The organism is Coleofasciculus sp. H7-1 (assembly GCF_057473865.1).
Window position 1 is genome coordinate 15857 of record NZ_JBYCCT010000004.1, and the last position, 20478, is coordinate 36334.

Genomic DNA, 20478 nt, shown 5'->3' on the forward strand with positions numbered 1-20478 from the left:
AATTTCGTTCGGCGACCACTAACAAGTGTTTCCAACTAATCCGATTTAACCCAATCGGTAGGGTTAAAAGGAACTAAAAAAATGAACGTAAGATACAACCACAACCGTTTCCAACTAATCCGATTTAACCCAATCGGTAGGGAAACATTAGTTTCTTCAAAAAGGACAAGTCCATGCGTTTCCAACTAATCCGATTTAACCCAATCGGTAGGGTGACTACCCATCGGAGTGCAACGGCGGGGATGCCAACGTTTCCAACTAATCCGATTTAACCCAATCGGTAGGGGTAAAAACAACGGGACAGCAACCGCTGCCCCCGTTAGTTTCCAACTAATCCGATTTAACCCAATCGGTAGGGGCGATTCTCAAGGCAGATTGCACAATCAATCCAGGGTTTCCAACTAATCCGATTTAACCCAATCGGTAGGGACAACGATTTCTTCAAAGGCCCTGGGTTAATCCTTTTTGGTTTCCAACTAATCCGATTTAACCCAATCGGTAGGGTTTCCCCTCGTTTACTTGGATTGAAGGCGGCGCTTACAAGGTTTCCAACTAATCCGATTTAACCCAATCGGTAGGGTTCCACTGTTGCTCTTCGGACAACTGGTGGAGGACTGAAGTTTCCAACTAATCCGATTTAACCCAATCGGTAGGGGAAATTTTTCTAGTAGAGGGCGTCCTGTCCTTACCCGGTTTCCAACTAATCCGATTTAACCCAATCGGTAGGGCACAGCTTACAAGCCTATTCCAGCTAGCACGAGCGACTCAATCGTTTCCAACTAATCCGATTTAACCCAATCGGTAGGGACCCTGATTTTAGGGATCGAGCGATCGCGCGGGGAAACAGTTTCCAACTAATCCGATTTAACCCAATCGGTAGGGACGTGGCGCAAGAAAGCCCAAGAAGCAGAATATGTTTCCAACTAATCCGATTTAACCCAATCGGTAGGGTCCAGCTCTGGACATCTGGATCTGGGAGTTGCCAGAGAGTTTCCAACTAATCCGATTTAACCCAATCGGTAGGGTTCAACACCTCCAGTGCTGAAGTTCCAAGGTGCTGTTCCTGTTTCCAACTAATCCGATTTAACCCAATCGGTAGGGGGCTAACGTAACTGTTTCCTCCGTTATTTCTGGTTTCCAACTAATCCGATTTAACCCAATCGGTAGGGCTGCATCTCAAACGGGACAGCTCAGTAGTAATTCGTTTCCAACTAATCCGATTTAACCCAATCGGTAGGGGCGCTGGAATTGAATGGTCGGGAGAAGTCCGAGGTTTCCAACTAATCCGATTTAACCCAATCGGTAGGGGTTTTGTTTACCAAGCTTCTCCACAATATAGCTTGATAAAGTTTCCAACTAATCCGATTTAACCCAATCGGTAGGGCTTCTCCACAATATAGCTTGATAAACAGACGAAAAAGTTGTTTCCAACTAATCCGATTTAACCCAATCGGTAGGGCGGTGAAAAGCAAAGCTAATTCAGTTTTGTTTACCAGTTTCCAACTAATCCGATTTAACCCAATCGGTAGGGGAAAAGCAAAGCTAATAGTTTTGTTTACCAAGCTTCTCCGTTTCCAACTAATCCGATTTAACCCAATCGGTAGGGGAAAATTACGCCTCATCGAAATGAGAAAAGTGTTTTTTAGAGTTTGTTTCCAACTAATCCGATTTAACCCAATCGGTAGGGTGGGCAGGCTTCTTTCAATCTGAAGCCCGGAATGGTGGGTTTCCAACTAATCCGATTTAACCCAATCGGTAGGGTTTGGAAGTATTAGAGGGAAATCAATGTCAATCTTAAGTTTCCAACTAATCCGATTTAACCCAATCGGTAGGGTGAAGATATAGTTATTTACAAGCATCAGCCTGGTGAAAAGTTTCCAACTAATCCGATTTAACCCAATCGGTAGGGAAAATGAAGAAAAGTGTTTTTAGAGTTTTGCTAATTGTTTCCAACTAATCCGATTTAACCCAATCGGTAGGGTTTGTGGTACTGTCAAAACTGCCGGCGAGATGTGCCGGTTTCCAACTAATCCGATTTAACCCAATCGGTAGGGAATCTTAAAGTTGAAGCCTAGTGACGAGTTAAACTTGATGTTTCCAACTAATCCGATTTAACCCAATCGGTAGGGAAGTGATATCGTTCAGTCCCAGTGGAGGATTATATCCGTTTCCAACTAATCCGATTTAACCCAATCGGTAGGGTTCTGTAACCCTCCGGGGGGTAAGGTAGATAATAAGTCACAGTTTCCAACTAATCCGATTTAACCCAATCGGTAGGGGTTTTTACATTAGGTAATTTAAATACTAACGGTAATACAGTTTCCAACTAATCCGATTTAACCCAATCGGTAGGGCGCTTCGTGTCCTTGGGATTGCGACGGTCACTGCTAATTCGTTTCCAACTAATCCGATTTAACCCAATCGGTAGGGCTTACCGCCCTTCAGTGGTAGGAAGTGGCGCAGTAGAAAATGTTTCCAACTAATCCGATTTAACCCAATCGGTAGGGCTTGATTCTTTAGCTTCACAAATAGAAAGTATCAAGTTTCCAACTAATCCGATTTAACCCAATCGGTAGGGATAACTGTTTTAGGACTTGGAGCACTATTAGCTCTGCGTTTCCAACTAATCCGATTTAACCCAATCGGTAGGGTTAACTTATTGACTGCTGCTAGTTTGCTTGCTACTGTAGTTGTTTCCAACTAATCCGATTTAACCCAATCGGTAGGGAGTTCGTCTAGCAGCCCAAACCCAGTAAAGGTTTCAGCCGCCGAATCGACACACCTCTTAAAAGAGTAACATATCTTTCCCAAAATTGCTCAAAACACATCCCTCAAACCCTTTCCCTGTAAGGCATCGACACACCTCAACGAAAAATATAGGGTTTCGACGATTTGCCGAGGTGTGTAGATGAACATCTGAAAACTCTCCTTAAAATGTCCTCAAACCTAGATAACATAATACTTTGGCGGTGGTTGGGGTGCTTCCCCACCAATAATTAACGACCTCGATACAGCTTCCTGCGATATCCAATAAAATCGCACATTATCCTCAATCGGCTTAACTAACTTTTGCACCTTTTCAAAAAGCTGCCGCATTTCCTCCAAATTTAAGAAACATTCAAACACAGAAAGTTGAACTCTTCGCCCATATCCCTCTAAAAAATTGGACAACTTAGTACGTCTTTTATCATCAGGAATATCATAAACAACAACGACTAACATTTACGTAGCTCTTAAAAAAGCTTCATAGCCAGCCCCAGATAATAAACTACGTTTATATCGTCTGACTTGTAATTGAATCGCATGACGATAGGTGACTGGAGACTGCAAATCTGGATGGGAAACTTCTTCATTCATCCGAGTTTCAAACTGTTTGAGAAAAACCCGTCTTGCTGATTGATTTAAATAGACCCCTCCCGTACTAGCGGCTACATCAAAATCTTGTGGTTTGAACACAGAATTATTAATAATCATTAAAACCAAGCCATCAACAACAACCGACCTCATTTCCTCCATCAAATCAAAAGCTAAATAAGGCTTTTGCTTTTCCCCATAATGAAAATTACCTAAATAAGGAGAAAGCCCCTCAGCGATAATAAAACTCAACACATTATTAAACAAAAGCGTGTAACCAAAACTCAATAAAGAATTAACTGGGTCTGTTGGCGGTTGACGGTTACGCAGACAAAATTCAAACTTAGAATTAGTAATTAACTTCCCAAACGCTGGAAAATACCTCGCCGCCCCTATCCCCTCATAACCGCGTAACGTATCTAAATTATCCACCAACTCCAACGACTCAATATCTTAATTGATGCCAAAAATCGCCTTCTCCACCTCCCTTAGTTTGCGCTTGCGGTTAAAACGCAACAATAGCTGCTTAGAATTCATCAACTTACCATAGACAATCGCCTTAGACACATTAAATTGAAAATCCGCATCACCGCGTTTCTCAACTTGTACCAACTCATTCTCTAAATGCCTTGACTCAGCACTCCATAAATGACCGTGATATTGACCGCTTTGACTAAGAAACAACACCGCTATTTCTGATTGCAAACAAGCTTGAATCACCGGAGTGGATAATTGAATATTGCCAAAAACCAGAATTTGCTGCACTTCTCGAATCGGTACTTCAACCTTCTGTTTTTCAGACACATGAATGATAAAACGTTGGTAATCCTTATAGATACTCGTGCCTTGTTCGATTAGATAAATAGCTGCCATTTCTCGATGCCAAATATTTTTTTGAAAAACACTATCATCCTCCTCGCTTTGAGGAAGTAATTCCGTTTCTACTTCTGCCAGAAAAGGTTGATGTAAAGTCGCAATATCTCTTACTTCCTCGTCATTGTCCTGACCTAACCCTCCAACTTCCTTCCCTTGTAGAGAAGGGGAAGAAAACTGACTTTCCTCTCTTTGTAAGAGAGGGTTTGGGGGAGAAGTTTCAGCGTTAGGACTTTTTTTTGACCTTGCTGAATGAAAGCGGTGGGGGGCAACTGCGGGAGGATTGCCCCTACAGATTTCATCCCCCAATTCAGCAACGCCTTTTTTTTTACGTTTATTCTTACGTTTAGTTAGCCCTAGAATTATGCCCTTAACTTTCTCTAAAGCTGACTTCAGACTCACTTCATTTGCATCGATAGGAAAAATAGCATTTTCAAAAAAACCATGACCTAAAAACCGAAACCCACGCTCAAAATGAGTAATTTGGGTTTTCTCGGTATGCATCGTCAATCCTATTGATTCCAATAAATTGACAATTTCTAACTTGGCTTGTAAAATCCGCTCTTGAGTCCGGGCTAAAACCAGAAAATCATCCGCATAGCGCACCAGCTTTAAATCTGTTGCCGTAACCAACTCATCAAACTCATGCAAATAAACATTCGCCAAAATGGGAGAAACAACCGCACCTTGAGGAATACCCTTTTGTGGCAATATCAACCCTTCCTCCGTTAACACCCCAACTGATATCCAAGATTTAATCAAACATAAAATTCTCGGATTATCGATGTGTAACCTAACTTCTTTTAATAATCTGTGGTGGTCAATATTATCAAAAAACTTGACAATATCTGCATCTAACACCCAACGATATCCCAGATCTCGCCACTGTGCAACTTCCTCCACCGCATTGATGTAAGATAAATTAGGACGATAGGCAAAACTGGCTTTATTAAACTTCTCCTCCATTAACGGATAGAGTACATTTAATAAAGCCTGCTGGACAATCCTGTCCCTGACGGTGGGAATTTTTAACTCTCTTTGCGTGCCATTTCGTTTAGGAATAATCACCTGCTTGCAAGGGAAAGGTTGATAAGTGACATTAGCAACCGCATCGCGTAATTGATAAATATTAAGAGTTTGATTGCGAGCAAATCTATCAATAGTTTCCCCATCTCCCCCCGCACAACCGCGATTTTCGGCTACCTTTTCCCATGCACGTTGAAAATTTTCTAAACGGAGGAATTCATCCAGGATTGCAGTTGGAGAAAATTCTCCGCTGTGGTAAGACTCGTTAGGAATTGTAGTAGTCATAAGCTGTTCAGCATTCAAACTATGTATTGTCTGTTCCCCATTCCCCGTTCCCTTTAATATGACAGGCAGTAAGAAAAGGGGCTTTCCAACACCTGAGATAATCAAAAAAAAGCAGATGGATAAAAGGATTAACTTATGTCTACCGAACAATTTTTTCCGACGGTACAACGTTTAGAGAAACTTGTGCCGGAATTACTACAAGTTTCTAATAATCTTTCCCCTCAAGCCAAATCTAATTGCCTCATGCTTTTAGCAAGTGGTGCGAGACGATGGGTAATTTTACGGTCATTATACGACCCCGATAGTCATTTCTTTATCGAATTTGAAGCCGAACTATTTAACTGTGCTGATTGGTTAACTAAGTTTAAGCAAATAATTAGTAATTATCAATCTCATACCTTAGAATATTGGTTGTTTGCTGACTACACTGGAGTAGTTAAAAGCCAGTTTATTTCAGTCTTAAAATCTAGATATAACCTAGAAGATAATGACATTCAAGAATTATTATCAATTTCGATATTTGCTACTACAGAGCGCACCTTCCGCAATCAATTTACTCAGTTAGCTACCCTCAAAAATCAGATTTTAGAACGAAAAGTTATTAATGAAAAGACTAATTCAAAAAAGCAGATTCACAAATTTCGCAAGCGATCGCCTGCTGCTATACTTGAAATATTAGCAACCAACCAAAGCTTTGATTCTGACGTAGCTTTAGAGATTTTTACCAATGAAGTATCAGCGATCGCCGAGCTTTTACTCACAAAAATTAATGGCGAACAGCGCTTATTCATACATCACGAATATGTAGTCAATGAAGAACTCCGTGAGGCATCAGCCGACTCAGCAGATCGATTAAAAGAACTTTGGAAGATTGCTCCTACCCCACCCATTCAAATTACTTATTACAGTGCTTACTTAAATAAAACCACAAAGTACATCGTTTACCCAGTCTGTCTTTATTATTATCAAAGAGCTTACTACCTTTGTGCATTTGGTCAAAGACCGCAGCGAACTGAGGCTCAACCGCAAATAGGATGGTATAATTACCGTTTAGAACGGATAACCCGACTCAAAACCTTATCCTGGGATACTGCCAATTTACCATTTCTACAATCAGAAATTATTAACCACCCTGAAAACTACAGTCCTGATTATATCCAACAAGAATTAGACTCTGCTTATGGCTTTGATTTTTATGAAAATGTCGGTTTAACTCTCCTCCGTTTTGAGGCAAATTTTGCCCAATGCTACATTGACAACTCCTTCCGTCATCCTACCTTTGAGAAGCTGGATAGCCATAAAGATGCAATAGCTTTAATTAAGCAATTAGAGTTACCAAATCAAAGAAAACTCATAACACACATTAACCAGTATCCAGATGCAGCTTACTATACCCTTCGCTATCGCCAAAATGAAAATAATGTAATCATGCGACTGCGAGCCTGGGGACCTAAAGTAGAAGTAATTTTCCCCCAACAGTTGCGACAGTGCATGAAGCAGGAAATTGAACAAACCTGGCAACTCTACAAAGATTCTCTAGATTAAGCTGCTACTTTCTCATCAAGTTGCAATTCACACTGTCTGAAAACATAGTTAATAGCACTAAACAGTTTCTCAAGCTCCTGAATGCTATAAAAAATAATATTTCTGGCAAATGTATTGGCTTCTAGTTTACCAAATTGCCAGCGATCGCCGTTAGAAACAATCCCGAAAACCGTCATTTGTAGGTCTTCATTCAGTTGTTGTGCGGCAATCATTTCGGCTAGACACTGACCCCATCCTTCTTCAAATTTATCTTGCTTTGCTTCAATTAAAAGGAAGTAAGGTTTATCAAAGACAACCTTTCCCAATGGAGAGCGTTTCGCCAAGATATAGGCGGGAAATCCTGAAAGATTTTCATCACAGGTGAGTGACTCGTGACTCCACAAAAGGAACTTGCTGCGATCGCACTTCCAGACTTCTTTTAAAACGGGATAAATTAAATTTTCACAAATGGCAAATTCTGAGTTATCAACAACTTCTTCCCCCATGACGGTTTGTAAGTCTTCTCGGAAGTAGTCAGAGATGTTAAACTCTATTTCACCGATGAAATTTGCTTCGGTATAGGTAATCTGAAATTCTTGGACAACTGCACCAATACTCTTGTAGCTACTGAAAGCCATATTGACCTCACAATTTTAAGCGTTTAACACTTGTTCCACGACTAGGCTCAGTTGTGGGAAAATTCGCGAGACTGTTGCTTAACACGACCTTCCATAGCAGCAAGCTGCAACATAAAAAAAGCATTTAGATCCTCAGAATCATACTTAATCTGAAGCAGCCGCCGCAGTTTGTCTTCGTCTTCAAGGGTTAAGTAACCCACACTCAAGGCTTGTTGGACAACTTCACGAATCATAATTCAGTAGACCTCCTGTATGAACACACCCTGATTGGCGTTTCGGACTATTTAAAAGAACAGAGCTATTGTGGCATGGTACTGGAAGAGGAACTTTCCAACGAGCTATGCTATCCAATGGGAGCCAAGGCGGTTATTGCGACAGGTGCAAGATCTCATTCCAACGCACCAATAACCCGCGCTAGTTCCTCCACCATCGGACTTGAGTTTGTCTGGCGAAACAAACTTATCAGCGAATGGTAAAACCACAATATTCCTTCCCTACCAGCACCAAATACCGACCAAATTGCCTCCCCTTGTTGTTGGTAATCGCTGAGGAGCGATCGCCCATTGTGCAGCTTATCCGCCAACGCCACCCGACGTACAGAAGCTGAACCCTGACGCAACTGTTCGAGATACCGTAGTTTGCGCTCTTTCCACGGCGGCTTAGGCAGGCTATCGAACTCAGTGCAACCATCAACAATTGTGACTACCCTCTCTCCAAACAACTTCAGGATTTCGGCGCGTGTAGCTACCCCCCCTTGGTCTTCTACCGCATCATGGAGTAAAGCCGCGATCGCTTCATCCTCATTCCCCCCATCCTCTAGCACCAGCGCTGTTACACTCAACAGGTGAGAAACATAGGGAACACCAGATACCTTGCGGATTTGTTCGGCATGAAGATGGTTGGCGTAAACTAGCGCCTTTTCAAATCGCTCTGTAAGTTTGACTGTGACTGTCTTGACCATGTGTTTAATTCTCCAAATTCTTTGTAGGGGTTTAAATCCCCATCGAGTTTCCTGTCCCTATTCCCTATTCCCCGTTAATTCCACACACCTAGCGAGTTAGTAATTTCAGCACCGCTTCCAGTAGTTCTTTCGGTATCGAGAGTGCCTCACCACGTTCCCAAGGTCCAGCAACGATTTCCAAGAACTTGTCATTGGGTAACACCTCAAAGCGCTTCTCCCGGACACTGTGAATCACAACTAAGGGTTTGAGTCCACCTCGCTTGCCGCAGAAGTCATGCCATTTAGAAATCTCCTCTGGCTGACTACTGATAATGATGTAGTGAGTACAACGGTGCAGCAGAACGACATCTTTTGGCTTAGGCATACCACCAAAATCTACCAATACTAGCTCCATCCCTTCACGCATACTACTAACAGCATTGGCATGATAAAGAAAGAACTGTTCTGAACCTTTGGCACGAGCACGCTTACTGAGTTCCTCTGCTAAGGGTCGATTTTTCATCTGGGCAAACCAGTTGCCTTCCCCATCCCACTGCGCCCGCTGCAAGAAGATGTTTTTGTTGGCTATTTCTTGCTTAAAAGTGTGGGCTAAAGCATAGCAGAGAACACTCTTGCCACTGTTTGGCGGTCCCCCAATTAAAATCGCCGAGCATTGTGATTTATTCACCAACTGAAACGCATCACCAGCGACCATCTCCTTGCAGCGGCTAGCTACTACGATAAATGACCCTAAAGGCACGCTGTAGCAGCCTACCCAAGGCAATGCTTGGCAGCGCTTAACCAGATAGCTGTATAGCCAAATTGGAGCTGAACCCCACAAGACTAACCCCCGGCTTTTGTCTAACTCAGCTGGCAACTCTAGCTCACTTAAGATAGCAGGCTTAAGTTCGGTTACAGTAATATCAATTTCTAAGCATTGGTAGCGATCGCCATTGCGATCGGTAACTTCTGTCACCGTCAGTTGCAACGGTTTATTGAGGCAGGCAACCATCGTCAATGACCTCCATAAATCCTAGTTAGGCAGCTTTAACTGGACAACAGACCCCACAGAAACTTTGGGTGTGTGGGTTTCTACTACTACAGCCCCTTCCAAACGAGGGTCGTAGCACCCCACCCAGGCTGTTGCATGACATTCGTGGACTAGGTAGCCATACAGCCAAATTGGTCCTCTGCCTTCAATCACAACACCTTGGCTTGATAGAATACCTTCCGGCAGTTTCAATCCCTTCAAGTCTTCTGGTTCGATAATGCCATCTAAGCTAGGAAGGTGGATTCGCAGATGCCCATAAGGCAAACCGTCTGCGGTTTGATGGGGAATAAGCTGAAGTTGAATCTTATTCATCAGTATCGGTAGACTCAGCAGTAGGAATATTGGTACTCTAACAGCTATCTGGAAATACCCCTTTCCGAAGAGTCCTGCCAATGACAAAATTGCAAATGTTTGGTAGTAACTAATCATGTTCCCCGTCCCCTTCCACAGGCTCAGGGCGTTCCCGACATCTGGGAGACTACCAAATCTCGCTGAGATCCAAAATAAATCTAGGTAATTCAGGATCGCCGCTGACACTATTAGGGTTGTCAAGACATTCCACTGGAATTCCAGGGCGATAAATGTAGATTTTTCGCTGTATGCGGTCAATCAGCCAACCCAACCTCACCCCATTGTCAATATACTCTTGCATTTTTTCTTGCAAATCTTTTAGGCGATCGCTCTGGCTGCGTAGCTCTACAACAAAATCGGGACTGATGGGAGCAAATTTTTTCTGCTGTTCTTTAGAGAGAGCATCCCATCGCTCCAGTCTTATCCAAGCAGCATCAGGGGAAATTTTTGCCCCGTTAGGAAGAGTAAAACCAGTGGATGAGTCAAATCCCTTACCCGTCCCATCCTGCTTAACCCAAACCCAAAGCTGTCCATTTAGACTAAAGTTTCGCTCTCCTGTTTCCGATCCGGTTGGCGACATAACTACCAGTTCCCCTGATGCTTTGCGTTCGATGCGTAATTCCCGATTGAGTTGACACAAGTCATCAAACCGCTCGCCTGTTAGATGGATAACTGGCTCCAGATGCAAAACTAATGAGAACTCTTGAAATTCAGGCATAGTACCATCTACTCTTAATTCTTCATTTTACCTATGCACTTAAAATATACCTTAGACTTCTTGCTCCCAGTCGGGAATGGGGTACTTCCAAGAAAGGAGTAGACTGGAAAACACGGGCGGCATTGATGCGCTCGAAGTCAGAAGATATTTTTAGAGGATATAAAGATGAGAAGTACACTCATTTGTACGGTCGGTACTAGCCTGCTTAATAATCTCAAATATGCAGAAGATGCCATTAAGCAGGTCTTTGAGGCACAAAACTGGAATCAGCTAGCTTTGCTACTGCTCGACCGAAAAAACTCTGACCGTTTGTGTGGTGCAGAAATTAACTCAATTACTAGTATTTGTGAAAAAGGATTACTAGCAAAACGAATACGTTTAATTTTTTTAGTCTCTGATACAGAAGATGGAAAGAAAATAGGTGAGATTCTCAAACTATATTACAACAATACTAATAATCCCCTGCGGTTCGAGTTTGTTGACGTGCGAAAGCTTGAAGGGTTACGAGATGATAATGTCAAAGCATTTAAGCAACAAGGCTTAAAAAATCTCGTCCGTGAGATTAGCAACGAAGTAAGGAATTTCTCGTCGGAAGCGATCGCTATTAATGCCACAGGTGGATATAAAGCACAAATCTCTTTCGCTGGCATGGTTGGACAAGCTCTAGAGATTCCAGTTTACTATCTATTTGAGAAGTTTTCCGAAGTGATTGAGCTACCGCCACAGCCTGTTGCTCTCGATTTGGCATTTTGGCTGAATAACTATGTATTGTTTGAACAGCTAGAGAACAGTCAAATCCTTGAGAAGTCACAAGTTGAGCATAGCCTTGAAAGTGAGTATTTCCAGTCTCTCATTGATGAAGAGGAGATGAGTGAGGGGGTATCAGTCGTTAGTCTTTCAGCAATGGGAATGCTGTTTAATGAGCGCTGTAGACTGCAATTTGCCAAGCAGGAGACTACGCTCCTCTCTTTAATTCCCAAAGATGAAACTAAGCCCGAACACAAGCCTATCAGCCTCAGAGATGACCACGGGAAAGATATTTTAGAAGCGTTCGCGAAAAAAATCCGTCGCTCTCTTTATGTCAAAAAGATTGTTAATTCTCTGCCCTTCAATCCGGCTCAGATTAACCCAATTCGGCGAACTTATCCTGATGGAATTGTGGAATTTGTGCTGACTTGGGAAGATAAAGGACTCGGTTTGTGTATTCAAACAACGGGACGCAATTTAGCGGAAACTAATAGCATCGCCTTACATCTACGAAAAGAGTTTGCCGCTTAATGTTAGGAGCATCTCAGTTTTGCTTTTGTCATATCCCTCTTCTGTCACTCTCCGGGTATAATTAATGCAGAAGTTAGAAGATAAAAACTCTACAACTGAGGTATAGCAATGGATGTAGAGCTACAAATTTTAAAACATTTAGCTTTCTTCTGCACACTCAGTAGCACCAATAATAGACGAATATTGTGCAGAGTATAAAGAGGTATTTAAAGAAAGAAATGATTGAGCTACGAACAGTCTGACAGATATGATAAGTGTTCAACCGAACTTGATATAACGAGTTTCCTAGTTTCTCTAAAGATAGTAATCTAGCGTCTAGTAAACTAGATTCTGGCAGACTAGAAACAAGATTTACATAGACGCATACGGGAGTTTCTAAAGTTAATTGTCAGCTTAAGTATTCCTCTTCCAGAAGTCCGAGAATTTTTTCTTCCAAGCTGGTGAGTCGCGATCGCTTGAGCCTTCCTAAGCCTTCTAGAACTCCCATAGCGGCAGATTCCAAGTCATGCGTTCTTAACCGGGTGATGCGCGAACAGATTTGTTGGGCTTCCCGGCATTCAGTGTCGGTATAGTCAAAAGATTCTAAATTTTCAGGTTTCACCGCAGGATAGTCTCCGTTCCAGGTGCGAATACAACAACTCAGAGCGCCAGCATTCAGAACTATACCCCAACAGCCGCTCAGCGAGCGCAATTCCCAATTGCCTTTAGCAACAATCTGGCAGATTTCGCCTTGGCGGTATGGATTGGGAGTGGGAGTACGTTCTTTGATGCGCTCTACTATACTTTTTACAACCCTTCCCGATGGGACTTTCCCACCAGATGACTCCACCGATTCAAGCCAAACCTGGCGGTACTCATCTGGGGTCAGACCGCGCATGTTCCTAACCTGTCGGTCGCTGGTCGGTAAAATTTGCCGACCATTGGTCGGCATTTTTTCCAGTTCGTCTACAACGTCTGCGGCAAATACCTTCAAGTCTGCTGAGTCGCGTCCGTAGCCGAACCGCCGCTTGCAGTATTCCTCCCAAGTTTTAGGTCGGTACAGCTTGCGAACGCGTAGTTCTCGCAAAGCCGCCCATGCTTCGTACAAGCCCCGGTCTACCTTAGTTTCCAGAAAAGAGCGGGAGCGTTCGTCATCATAAGTTAGTTCGTCACTCTCCACTATGAGGGCGTCAATAGCTTTATTCTGTCGTTCGTTGGGGTGAAGTATGTTAGGAGTTAACTCTTCTCTTGCACCCTCTATGCGGGCAACAACCATAAAATGATTCTCCTCTCGATTTCTTCCAAATAGCTGTAGCGGCTCTTACTACGTCAAGTTCTTCGCTCTGGGGGTTTGAGACTTCAAGCGGGAGCATCGATTAAGTACTATGAAAAATAAACTTTTAAAAAACTATACGCCGGAGTCACGGATGAAACTATACGCCGGAGTCACGGGTGAAAAGGGGTCTTTATACGCCGGAGTCACGGATGAAACTATACGCCGGAGTCACGGATGATTGTTAAGATTCGTTACATTCGTGGGCTACTTGTTTTTGGAATGTTGAGACAACCGCCTGGGACGGCGGACTTCTGATAAAATTTTGGGTTGTGCCTCAGATAATGGTGGGGTAGGCTAAAAGATCATGCCAAGTCCAAGGTCGCAATGCTAATCCCGCACGTTGGGTGGCTGTTGTCTTAAACCGACTATGCTGCCAAATCCAATTGAAGTAGCTCACGACTAATCGGGTCGTCACCTTCGTTTGTTCCCACATCTTGCCAAACTTGTTTTGTCTACGGTGCCAACGTCCGGTTTGTTGTCTGACAATGCCATTCGTTCGCTCTAGTCGTTGCGTCTGATCTTTGCCAATGTAGTGGAGGATCTCAGGGGGCAAGACTCGCTCCTAGCCTCCCCAATCATCACTATTCCATTGTTTACAATCCGTTTTTCCCTCGCTGCTGACGACCAACTCTTCAATCAATTCATCAGTGTGTTTTCCAACTCTTGCAGCTTTAATCAGCCCACTGGAATCAGCTAGACTGACCCCAATCCAGCAATCCCCTACCTCGAATTCACCAGGGAGACATTGTTTTTGTTTTTTGCGACAAATGACCACAATTCGTCCCCACTGACTGCCTCCGTTTGCACCGCTTGAACCTGAGCGTTATGAACCAATTGAGCCTGCTGACTGGCTGCACGAACCAGGCTGACAACGGTGTTGTAGGCAAGTCCACTGGTGCGGCTAATGCCTCTGAGACTGCTCCCCTCACTATGAGCCTGTAAGACCTGCCGAATCTGCTCTTCACTCACATGGCGATGATAGTACATCGTGTCAAAGCGTTCGTTGAAGGTCTGCTTACACTGAGGGCAAAAATCCCGTTGGCTACCGTTCGGAGCAAAGCCCATGTTTATGGGTGCTTGGACAACCGCAGAGCCGACATTCCATAGATTATGCTTGGGAGTAGATGTTTCTCTAGTTTTAATCGACCCACCAAAACTTGACGCACCACCGGTTGATGCGGGGTGGAGCCGATGAGTTATTGTTGCGGATGTAAAAAGAGGCGCAAAAGTACATCAATACTCCTAAATTGAAAGCTTTATTAGAATGGGCGGAACAGGCAACCGCTGGCTCGGAAAGCGATATTAAACCTGTGGGGAAAAGGGCGATCGCCAACGCCAATGCCATCGCCAACGCCATCGCCTACGCCCGTAAACTTGAGCAACTAAAAATCTTTAAGGATGTAAACTTTACTGTGCTGATTGCCCGACTGGAAGCACTGAAAGCTAAAATTCCTGACGATCAACTCCCCTTGAAAGTGCGTCAGGAATTTGTCAACCGTCTCCTGCAAACCTTGCTCAATGCTTTCAATCTCAGCTCAGAAATGGTCAATTTAACTGAGGAAGAAATAAAGGCATTCGACAATTATTTCTATGCCAATTACCTCATAACTCAGTGCAAACAAGCAGCAGTGCGGGTATCACCCAAAACCTGGGAAGAGATAGAGGAGAGAATGCTGCTGGCTCCTAATAATTGAAATTGCAGATACCAGCAGATAAACGCTTGATAACCCACACTTTTATCGCGCAGCAGAACCTCTGTAAATTCGTTCTGCTTGCTCAGGGGATAACAACATTGAGGCAACTCGCTCAGGATGAGACTCTACTGACTCATCCTGATTGGTGGAAAGCTGGCTGTAGAGTGGCAGATACTCCTGACGAATCGGATCGTACCCCCAAACATCTCCCGTTTCGATGTGATAAATCCAGGCGTGGAGAGACAGTTTGCCTCGGTGAAGTTTAGCGCGAATCACTGGATAAGTCCGCAGATTTTCGATTTGCGTTAGCACGTTTTCAGCAATCGTGGCTTCCAGAAGTTCTTCACCCGCAAGCTCTGTGTAGTTTTCTTTAATCAGCCTACGTGTCGCTTCTGCGTGCTTTAACCATTCGTAAACCAAGGGCATCTCTGCCGCCAAACCGCTCAATTTTAACAGCCCCTTCATGGCACCGCAGTGAGAGTGACCGCAGACAACAATTTGCTGAATATCTAACGCATGAACGGCGTATTCAACTGTTGCGCCTTCGCCACCATTGGTTGCACCAAACGGCGGAATCAGGTTGCCAGCATTGCGGATGACAAACAGTTCGCCGACAGCCGCTTGAGTAATCAAATTCGGATCGATGCGAGAATCAGAGCAGGCGATGAACAGCACCCTCGGTTTCTGACCGTGAGCGAGTTGCTCAAACAATTCCTGGTGTTCGCTGAAGTAGTTGCTTTGAAACTCACGCAGCCCTCTAATCAGTTTCTTCATATAAAGCTAATTTTTGCTCTAGCGATCGCGATCCCTTCCCTCTAAATCATAGGAGAGCGCGAACCACCAGGTCGGCGCAACGCGCGAACTGACAAGTCAGCGCAACGCGATCGCACTTCCGAAAGATAGCAGCACTCCCGCAAAATCGTTCACACTAAAGAAGGAACTTGCTTAACATTACTTAATTTTATCAAGTTTCGGTGCCTTCTATTCCTGAACCATGACAACAGTCACGAAACCGTCAACCCGTAAAGCTTGGGCAAAAGCGATCGCCCAACCTGCACAAGAATTTCCCCTCACTCCCCTCCCACTCCTTTCTGGCAAAATACCGGAAGGTTTGCGCGGCACCCTCTACCGCAACGGCCCCGCCCGATTAGAACGTGGCGGCATCCGGGTGGGACACTGGTTTGATGGGGATGGTGCAATTCTGGGGGTGCAGTTCACCGATGCCGGTGCCTCTGGTGTCTATCGCTACGTCCACTCAGAGGGATACCAAGAGGAAGCCAAAGCGAATCAATTGCTCTATGGCAACTATGGCATGACCGCACCAGGCCCGATCTGGAATCAATGGCTCAAACCGATTAAGAATGCCGCCAATACCTCAGTACTGGCTTTGCCGGATAAACTGCTGGCACTGTGGGAAGGCGGCAAACCCCACGCCCTCGACCTGCAAACCCTGGAAACTTGGGGATTAGATAATTTATCGGAACTGGGTGACGGATTACATTATTCCGCTCATCCCAAGCGCGACGCCCAGACTGGGGAAATTTTTAACTTTGGGGTTTCACCCGGACTGAATGCAACGCTGAATATTTACAAAAGTGACTCCACAGGCAAGATTCTGCAAAAGGTGGCAGTTCCACTAGATGGCATCCCAGTGGTGCATGATTTTGTTTTAGCTGGGCAGTATTTAGTCTTTTTCGTGCCGCCAGTGCGAGTGAACTTGCTCCCGGTGCTAACAGGCATCAGCAGCTATAGCGAGGCGCTAGAGTGGCAACCAAGCCTCGGTACTCAGTTTTTGGTTTTTGACCGCGAAACCCTCTCGTTGGTGAGTCGTGGCGAAACTGAACCCTGGTATCAGTGGCACTTTGCGAACGGCTATGTAGATGCCAGCGGATCGGTGATTGTGGATGTTGTCCGCTACGAAGACTTTCAGACAAATCAGTATCTCAAGGAAGTAGCGACGGGTGAAACCCGAACTCCTGCCAAGAGTACGCTGTGGCAAGTGCATCTCAACCCGGCAATTAGTCAGGTAACAAGCATACAAGAAGTCTTAGATCGGCACTGTGAGTTCCCGGTTGTGCCACAGCATCTGGTTGGTCAAGCTTCGCCCCATACCTATCTATCAGTACATCGGCAGGGTGTAGAGATTAGCCAAGAACAATTTGGGGCGATCGCTCGTTTTGACCCCAAAACTGGCACCCTAGAGGAAGCAGATTTGGGTGATAATCGCTATCCCTCAGAACCCATCTATGCCCCAGATGCCCTGAATCCCGAACAGGGTTGGGTATTAACGGTGGTGTATGACGGCAACACCGATACCAGCGAAGTCTGGATTATGAATAGCGATCGCCTTTCGGAGCAACCCGCGTGCCGTTTGGGATTACCCAGTGTGATTCCCCATAGCTTCCACGGCACCTGGAAACCAGCCTAGCGGTCTATCAACGTTGTTTTGAGTTTTGTAGAGGCACTCTTGTGCGCCCCTACAAAACTCAAAACAGGATTGACACCGCACTCAAGGCGCGAAATCTCGCCTTTCTCTATCATCCGGGACTCCTTGATTAACCCAGAGAGCGATCGCCCTCTTCGCTGATTTTCAGAGTTACATCTACAATTTTTTGGCTAAGTAATTATCTAATTTTCCTAAAATAAGGCAAAGTAGGTGAATCCAAAAATATCATATAAAAAGCCCGTTTTATTCAAGAAAACGGGCTTTTAGAATTCGGCGATTATTTGGCTGATGTTGACTGTTTTAATCCTCGTAGAAACCAGAAAAACCGACCTGTGGAACTGTGCGCTCCTGGGTTGACTTCTATGTCAAGTTAAGTTGAAACAACCTCCTCATAGCAGCTTCAGAATTTCCTTCTCCTCTTCGTCCGCTACCGCGATGGGCGCTGTCCTGACTTGAATCATGAGTAAATAAGTATTTTTGGGCTGAATCTGCTTGGTGCAAATTTCCTGAGCGATCCCGAACGTTTGGGAAATTCACCGCTAAGCCAGTAACTAACAGGCTTGATAAGAGGAGGGAGCTGTAAAGGCGCATAGTAGATGTCTCGTCAGAGCTTCTATTGCCTGATTCGGACTCTATGATGCATAATCAGGATAAAATTGCAAAACAATCTGAATAACTGATTTGGGAAGGCTGTAATTTATTTCTTAATTCGTAGAATAAACGCCCTAATTTGTTGCCAGAATTTTTTACAAGCGTCAGAAAATATATGGCTCTTGCCTAAAGGTGCAAGAAGTTCGCCGACTCATTGCGGCTTGGGCACCGTGGGAGCAATTGGCTGAGAGCTTTCGCAACGTTTACAGGCAATTCTTGCAGTTTTAGATGTAAAGACGCGATAGCTGTATTCTCCAGATAGGTACTATAGATATACAGTTCCGATTACTTTCATTGATTTGTTGTAGCCGTCCATGACCACTTCTCCCCGCCGGTATCACATCACCACCTTTGGCTGCCAGATGAACAAAGCCGACTCAGAGCGTATGGCTGGCATTCTGGAAAATATGGGCTTTGAATGGTCAGAAGAACCTGAAAATGCAAACCTGATCCTCTACAACACCTGCACCATTCGGGATAACGCCGAGCAAAAAGTTTATTCCTATCTAGGCAGACAGGCGAAGCGCAAGCACGAGCAACCAGATTTGACACTGGTTGTGGCTGGTTGCGTCGCTCAGCAGGAAGGGGAAGCACTGTTGCGGCGGGTGCCAGAATTAGACTTAGTAATGGGACCGCAACACGCCAATCGCCTCCAAGATTTGCTGGAGCAAGTTTTCAACGGCAATCAGGTGGTGGCGACTGAGGCAGTTGATATCATTGAAGACATCACCAAGCCGCGCCGCGACAGTAGGGTGACAGCTTGGGTGAATGTAATTTACGGCTGCAATGAACGCTGTACTTACTGCGTGGTTCCCAACGTTCGTGGCGTCGAGCAATCGCGGACTCCAGAAGCGATTCGCGCCGAAATGGAGGAAGTGGGGCGTCAAGGATATAAGGAAATCACCCTGCTGGGGCAAAATATCGACGCTTACGGGCGGGATTTACCAGGAATTACGGCAGAAGGGCGTCACCAGAATACGCTCACAGACTTGCTGTACTACGTTCATGATGTGCCGGGAATTGAGCGAATTCGCTTTGCAACTAGCCATCCCCGCTATTTCACCGAAAGATTAATTCGAGCTTGTGCCGAATTGCCCAAGGTGTGCGAACATTTCCACATTCCCTTCCAGTCGGGAGATAACGACATTCTGAAGGCAATGGCACGGGGTTATACCCATGAGAAATATCGCCGCATCATTGACACGATTCGCCGGTATATGCCAGATGCCTCGATTAGTGCAGATGCGATTGTCGGCTTTCCTGGAGAAACCGAGGAACAGTTTGAGAATACGCTGCGGCTGGTGGAAGAGATTGGTTTTGACCTGTTAAATACGGCTGCATATTCTCCGCGTCCGGGAACACCAGCAGCCCTGTGGGAGAATCAGCTGAGCGAACAGGTAAAAAGCGATCGCCTTCAACGTCTCAATCACTTAGTTTCAATTAAAGCAGCTCAAGCGTCGCAGCGTTACTTCGGTCGCATCGAAGAAGTCTTGGTAGAAGATCAAAATGCCAAAGATCCCACCCAAGTGATGGGGCGCACGCGGGGCAACCGTCTCACCTTCTTTACCGGTAACATTGCCGAACTCAAAGGTCAAGTGGTGAAAGTCAAAATCACAGAAGTTCGCGCTTTTAGTTTGACCGGAGAACCAATGGAAGTGCATCAGCCAGTGCCGGTATAAGATTTTTAGGTGGCTCAGAGGATTTCGCGGTGCTAGCATCTGCTATGAAAACATTTATCACCTTGTGGAAACTTGAAGTAAATTCCCGCCTCCCACTCCTCCGGCGAGACTTACAAGAAGCGGTTTATCTTCCCCCTCGAATTGCTTACACCTTATACAACACTCTGATATTGGTGTATTGGACGGCAATTGCGGCTGGAAGCATTGCTTGGTTGACTTGCCGCTTTACTTACTTACTCGGTGTTAGCACTCGTCAACTGATTCTTCCTAAACAGGAATCGCTTCAGCTCAAGGGTAAAAAACCCCCGATTCAGGCAATTGTGACTTCTACAGCCACGGCACCCCTCCCCACCGCCAAACCAAGCCTCCAGACTTCCACAGCCACGACGCCAGTCGCCACGGCACCCACCATTCCGGCTCCCACAGACACGACGCCAATCGCTACCGCATCTCCCGCCGTGGAAAAAATCGCCCTCAGCGAGTTGACAACTACGGCGGCTCAAAAGGTCAAAGCAGCGAATCCCGATCGGGTAGTCCTGGCGCGACCTTGGGGCAGAGGATGGCGGATTGCCGTGCTGGAGCCGGAAGAAGCGAGGAGTATCCAACGCCCCTGGAAACTCGTTGTACGCTCCTGAGCGAGGCAAACAACACTGGC

Annotated in this window: 17 protein-coding genes, 3 pseudogenes and 1 CRISPR repeat array (1 of these 21 running past the window's edge); of the genes and pseudogenes, 7 read left to right on the top strand and 13 right to left on the bottom strand. The window is 45.1% G+C overall.

Translation table 11 applies throughout. The features are described from left to right. Positions 1 to 2728: a CRISPR direct-repeat array (repeat unit 36 nt; unit sequence GTTTCCAACTAATCCGATTTAACCCAATCGGTAGGG); it begins 2829 nt to the left of the window's first position. A 218-nt stretch (positions 2729 to 2946) separates the two neighbouring features. The 3 genes and pseudogenes from cas2 to AC2VDX_RS00630 all read right to left on the bottom strand — a co-directional run. After that, entirely contained in the window at positions 2947 to 3222 is a 276-nt protein-coding gene (gene cas2, locus AC2VDX_RS00620) for a CRISPR-associated endonuclease Cas2 (protein ID WP_378173132.1), read from the bottom strand. After that, positions 3223 to 4227, bottom strand: a pseudogene (cas1, locus tag AC2VDX_RS00625) (CRISPR-associated endonuclease Cas1). 321 nt (positions 4228 to 4548) lie between these two features. After that, positions 4549 to 5538: pseudogene (locus AC2VDX_RS00630) on the bottom strand (reverse transcriptase domain-containing protein); the annotation flags it as partial. Between the two features lie 135 nt (positions 5539 to 5673). Here AC2VDX_RS00630 and AC2VDX_RS00635 point away from each other — a divergent pair. After that, entirely contained in the window at positions 5674 to 7083 is a 1410-nt protein-coding gene (locus tag AC2VDX_RS00635) for a TIGR03985 family CRISPR-associated protein (protein WP_378173129.1), read from the top strand. On the opposite strand, the gene AC2VDX_RS00640 is transcribed toward AC2VDX_RS00635, so the two are convergent. The 6 genes from AC2VDX_RS00640 to AC2VDX_RS00665 form a co-directional block, all read right to left on the bottom strand. Next, positions 7080 to 7700, bottom strand: a complete 621-nt coding sequence (locus AC2VDX_RS00640) for a hypothetical protein (protein ID WP_378173127.1) — start codon at positions 7698 to 7700, stop codon at positions 7080 to 7082. The two genes, AC2VDX_RS00635 and AC2VDX_RS00640, sit on opposite strands and share 4 nt — an antisense overlap. Positions 7701 to 7747: 47 nt before the next feature. Further along, positions 7748 to 7933, bottom strand: a complete 186-nt coding sequence (locus AC2VDX_RS00645) for a hypothetical protein (RefSeq protein ID WP_378173124.1) — start codon at positions 7931 to 7933, stop codon at positions 7748 to 7750. A gap of 155 nt (positions 7934 to 8088) precedes the next feature. After that, positions 8089 to 8661 carry an HD domain-containing protein gene (locus AC2VDX_RS00650; protein ID WP_378173121.1) on the bottom strand — a complete coding sequence of 191 codons (573 nt, stop codon included), beginning with the start codon at positions 8659 to 8661 and terminating at the stop codon, positions 8089 to 8091. A gap of 88 nt (positions 8662 to 8749) precedes the next feature. Then, positions 8750 to 9652, bottom strand: coding sequence for a CRISPR-associated ring nuclease Crn3/Csx3 (crn3, locus tag AC2VDX_RS00655; protein ID WP_378173119.1), 903 nt, complete (start codon positions 9650 to 9652; stop codon positions 8750 to 8752). A 21-nt stretch (positions 9653 to 9673) separates the two neighbouring features. After that, the gene (gene crn3 / locus AC2VDX_RS00660; protein ID WP_378173116.1) at positions 9674 to 10003 is read right to left on the bottom strand and encodes a CRISPR-associated ring nuclease Crn3/Csx3; all 330 of its coding nucleotides are present in this window, start codon (positions 10001 to 10003) and stop codon (positions 9674 to 9676) included. 166 nt (positions 10004 to 10169) lie between these two features. Continuing rightward, positions 10170 to 10760: a Uma2 family endonuclease gene (locus AC2VDX_RS00665; protein ID WP_378173113.1), complete on the bottom strand. Its 591-nt coding sequence runs from the start codon at positions 10758 to 10760 to the stop codon at positions 10170 to 10172. A gap of 165 nt (positions 10761 to 10925) precedes the next feature. On the opposite strand from AC2VDX_RS00665, the gene AC2VDX_RS00670 reads away from it, so the two are divergent. After that, entirely contained in the window at positions 10926 to 12038 is a 1113-nt protein-coding gene (locus AC2VDX_RS00670) for a putative CRISPR-associated protein (protein ID WP_378173110.1), read from the top strand. A 388-nt stretch (positions 12039 to 12426) separates the two neighbouring features. On the opposite strand, the gene AC2VDX_RS00675 is transcribed toward AC2VDX_RS00670, so the two are convergent. Further along, entirely contained in the window at positions 12427 to 13293 is an 867-nt protein-coding gene (locus AC2VDX_RS00675; RefSeq protein ID WP_378173108.1) for a hypothetical protein, read from the bottom strand. Positions 13294 to 13402: 109 nt separating this feature from the next. Here AC2VDX_RS00675 and AC2VDX_RS00680 point away from each other — a divergent pair, with 109 nt between their 5' ends. After that, the gene (locus tag AC2VDX_RS00680; RefSeq protein WP_378173106.1) at positions 13403 to 13531 is read left to right on the top strand and encodes a hypothetical protein; all 129 of its coding nucleotides are present in this window, start codon (positions 13403 to 13405) and stop codon (positions 13529 to 13531) included. 96 nt (positions 13532 to 13627) lie between these two features. On the opposite strand, the pseudogene AC2VDX_RS00685 reads toward AC2VDX_RS00680, so the two are convergent. Beyond that, positions 13628 to 14458, bottom strand: a pseudogene (locus AC2VDX_RS00685) (IS1 family transposase). Between the two features lie 142 nt (positions 14459 to 14600). Between AC2VDX_RS00685 and AC2VDX_RS00690 the strand changes: the two are divergent. After that, positions 14601 to 15047 carry an NACHT C-terminal helical domain 2-containing protein gene (locus AC2VDX_RS00690; RefSeq protein WP_378173104.1) on the top strand — a complete coding sequence of 149 codons (447 nt, stop codon included), beginning with the start codon at positions 14601 to 14603 and terminating at the stop codon, positions 15045 to 15047. Positions 15048 to 15089: 42 nt separating this feature from the next. Here the strand turns inward: AC2VDX_RS00690 and AC2VDX_RS00695 are convergent, their stop codons facing one another. Beyond that, entirely contained in the window at positions 15090 to 15821 is a 732-nt protein-coding gene (locus AC2VDX_RS00695) for a carbonic anhydrase (RefSeq protein ID WP_378173102.1), read from the bottom strand. Positions 15822 to 16041: 220 nt separating this feature from the next. Here AC2VDX_RS00695 and AC2VDX_RS00700 point away from each other — a divergent pair, with 220 nt between their 5' ends. After that, a complete protein-coding gene (locus AC2VDX_RS00700) occupies positions 16042 to 17475 on the top strand; it encodes a carotenoid oxygenase family protein (protein ID WP_378173100.1) in 1434 nt (477 codons plus the stop codon). A gap of 378 nt (positions 17476 to 17853) precedes the next feature. On the opposite strand, the gene patX is transcribed toward AC2VDX_RS00700, so the two are convergent. After that, a complete protein-coding gene (gene patX / locus AC2VDX_RS00705) occupies positions 17854 to 18084 on the bottom strand; it encodes a heterocyst-inhibiting protein PatX (RefSeq protein WP_378173097.1) in 231 nt (76 codons plus the stop codon). Positions 18085 to 18458: 374 nt separating this feature from the next. On the opposite strand from patX, the gene miaB reads away from it, so the two are divergent. Both miaB and AC2VDX_RS00715 read left to right on the top strand, forming a co-directional pair. Then, complete coding sequence (gene miaB / locus AC2VDX_RS00710) at positions 18459 to 19823, top strand: tRNA (N6-isopentenyl adenosine(37)-C2)-methylthiotransferase MiaB (protein WP_378173094.1); 1365 nt, start codon at positions 18459 to 18461, stop codon at positions 19821 to 19823. 29 nt (positions 19824 to 19852) lie between these two features. Beyond that, positions 19853 to 20458 (top strand): hypothetical protein, encoded by a 606-nt coding sequence (locus AC2VDX_RS00715; protein WP_486928074.1) that lies wholly within the window; start codon positions 19853 to 19855, stop codon positions 20456 to 20458. The last annotated feature ends 20 nt before the right edge of the window (positions 20459 to 20478 follow it).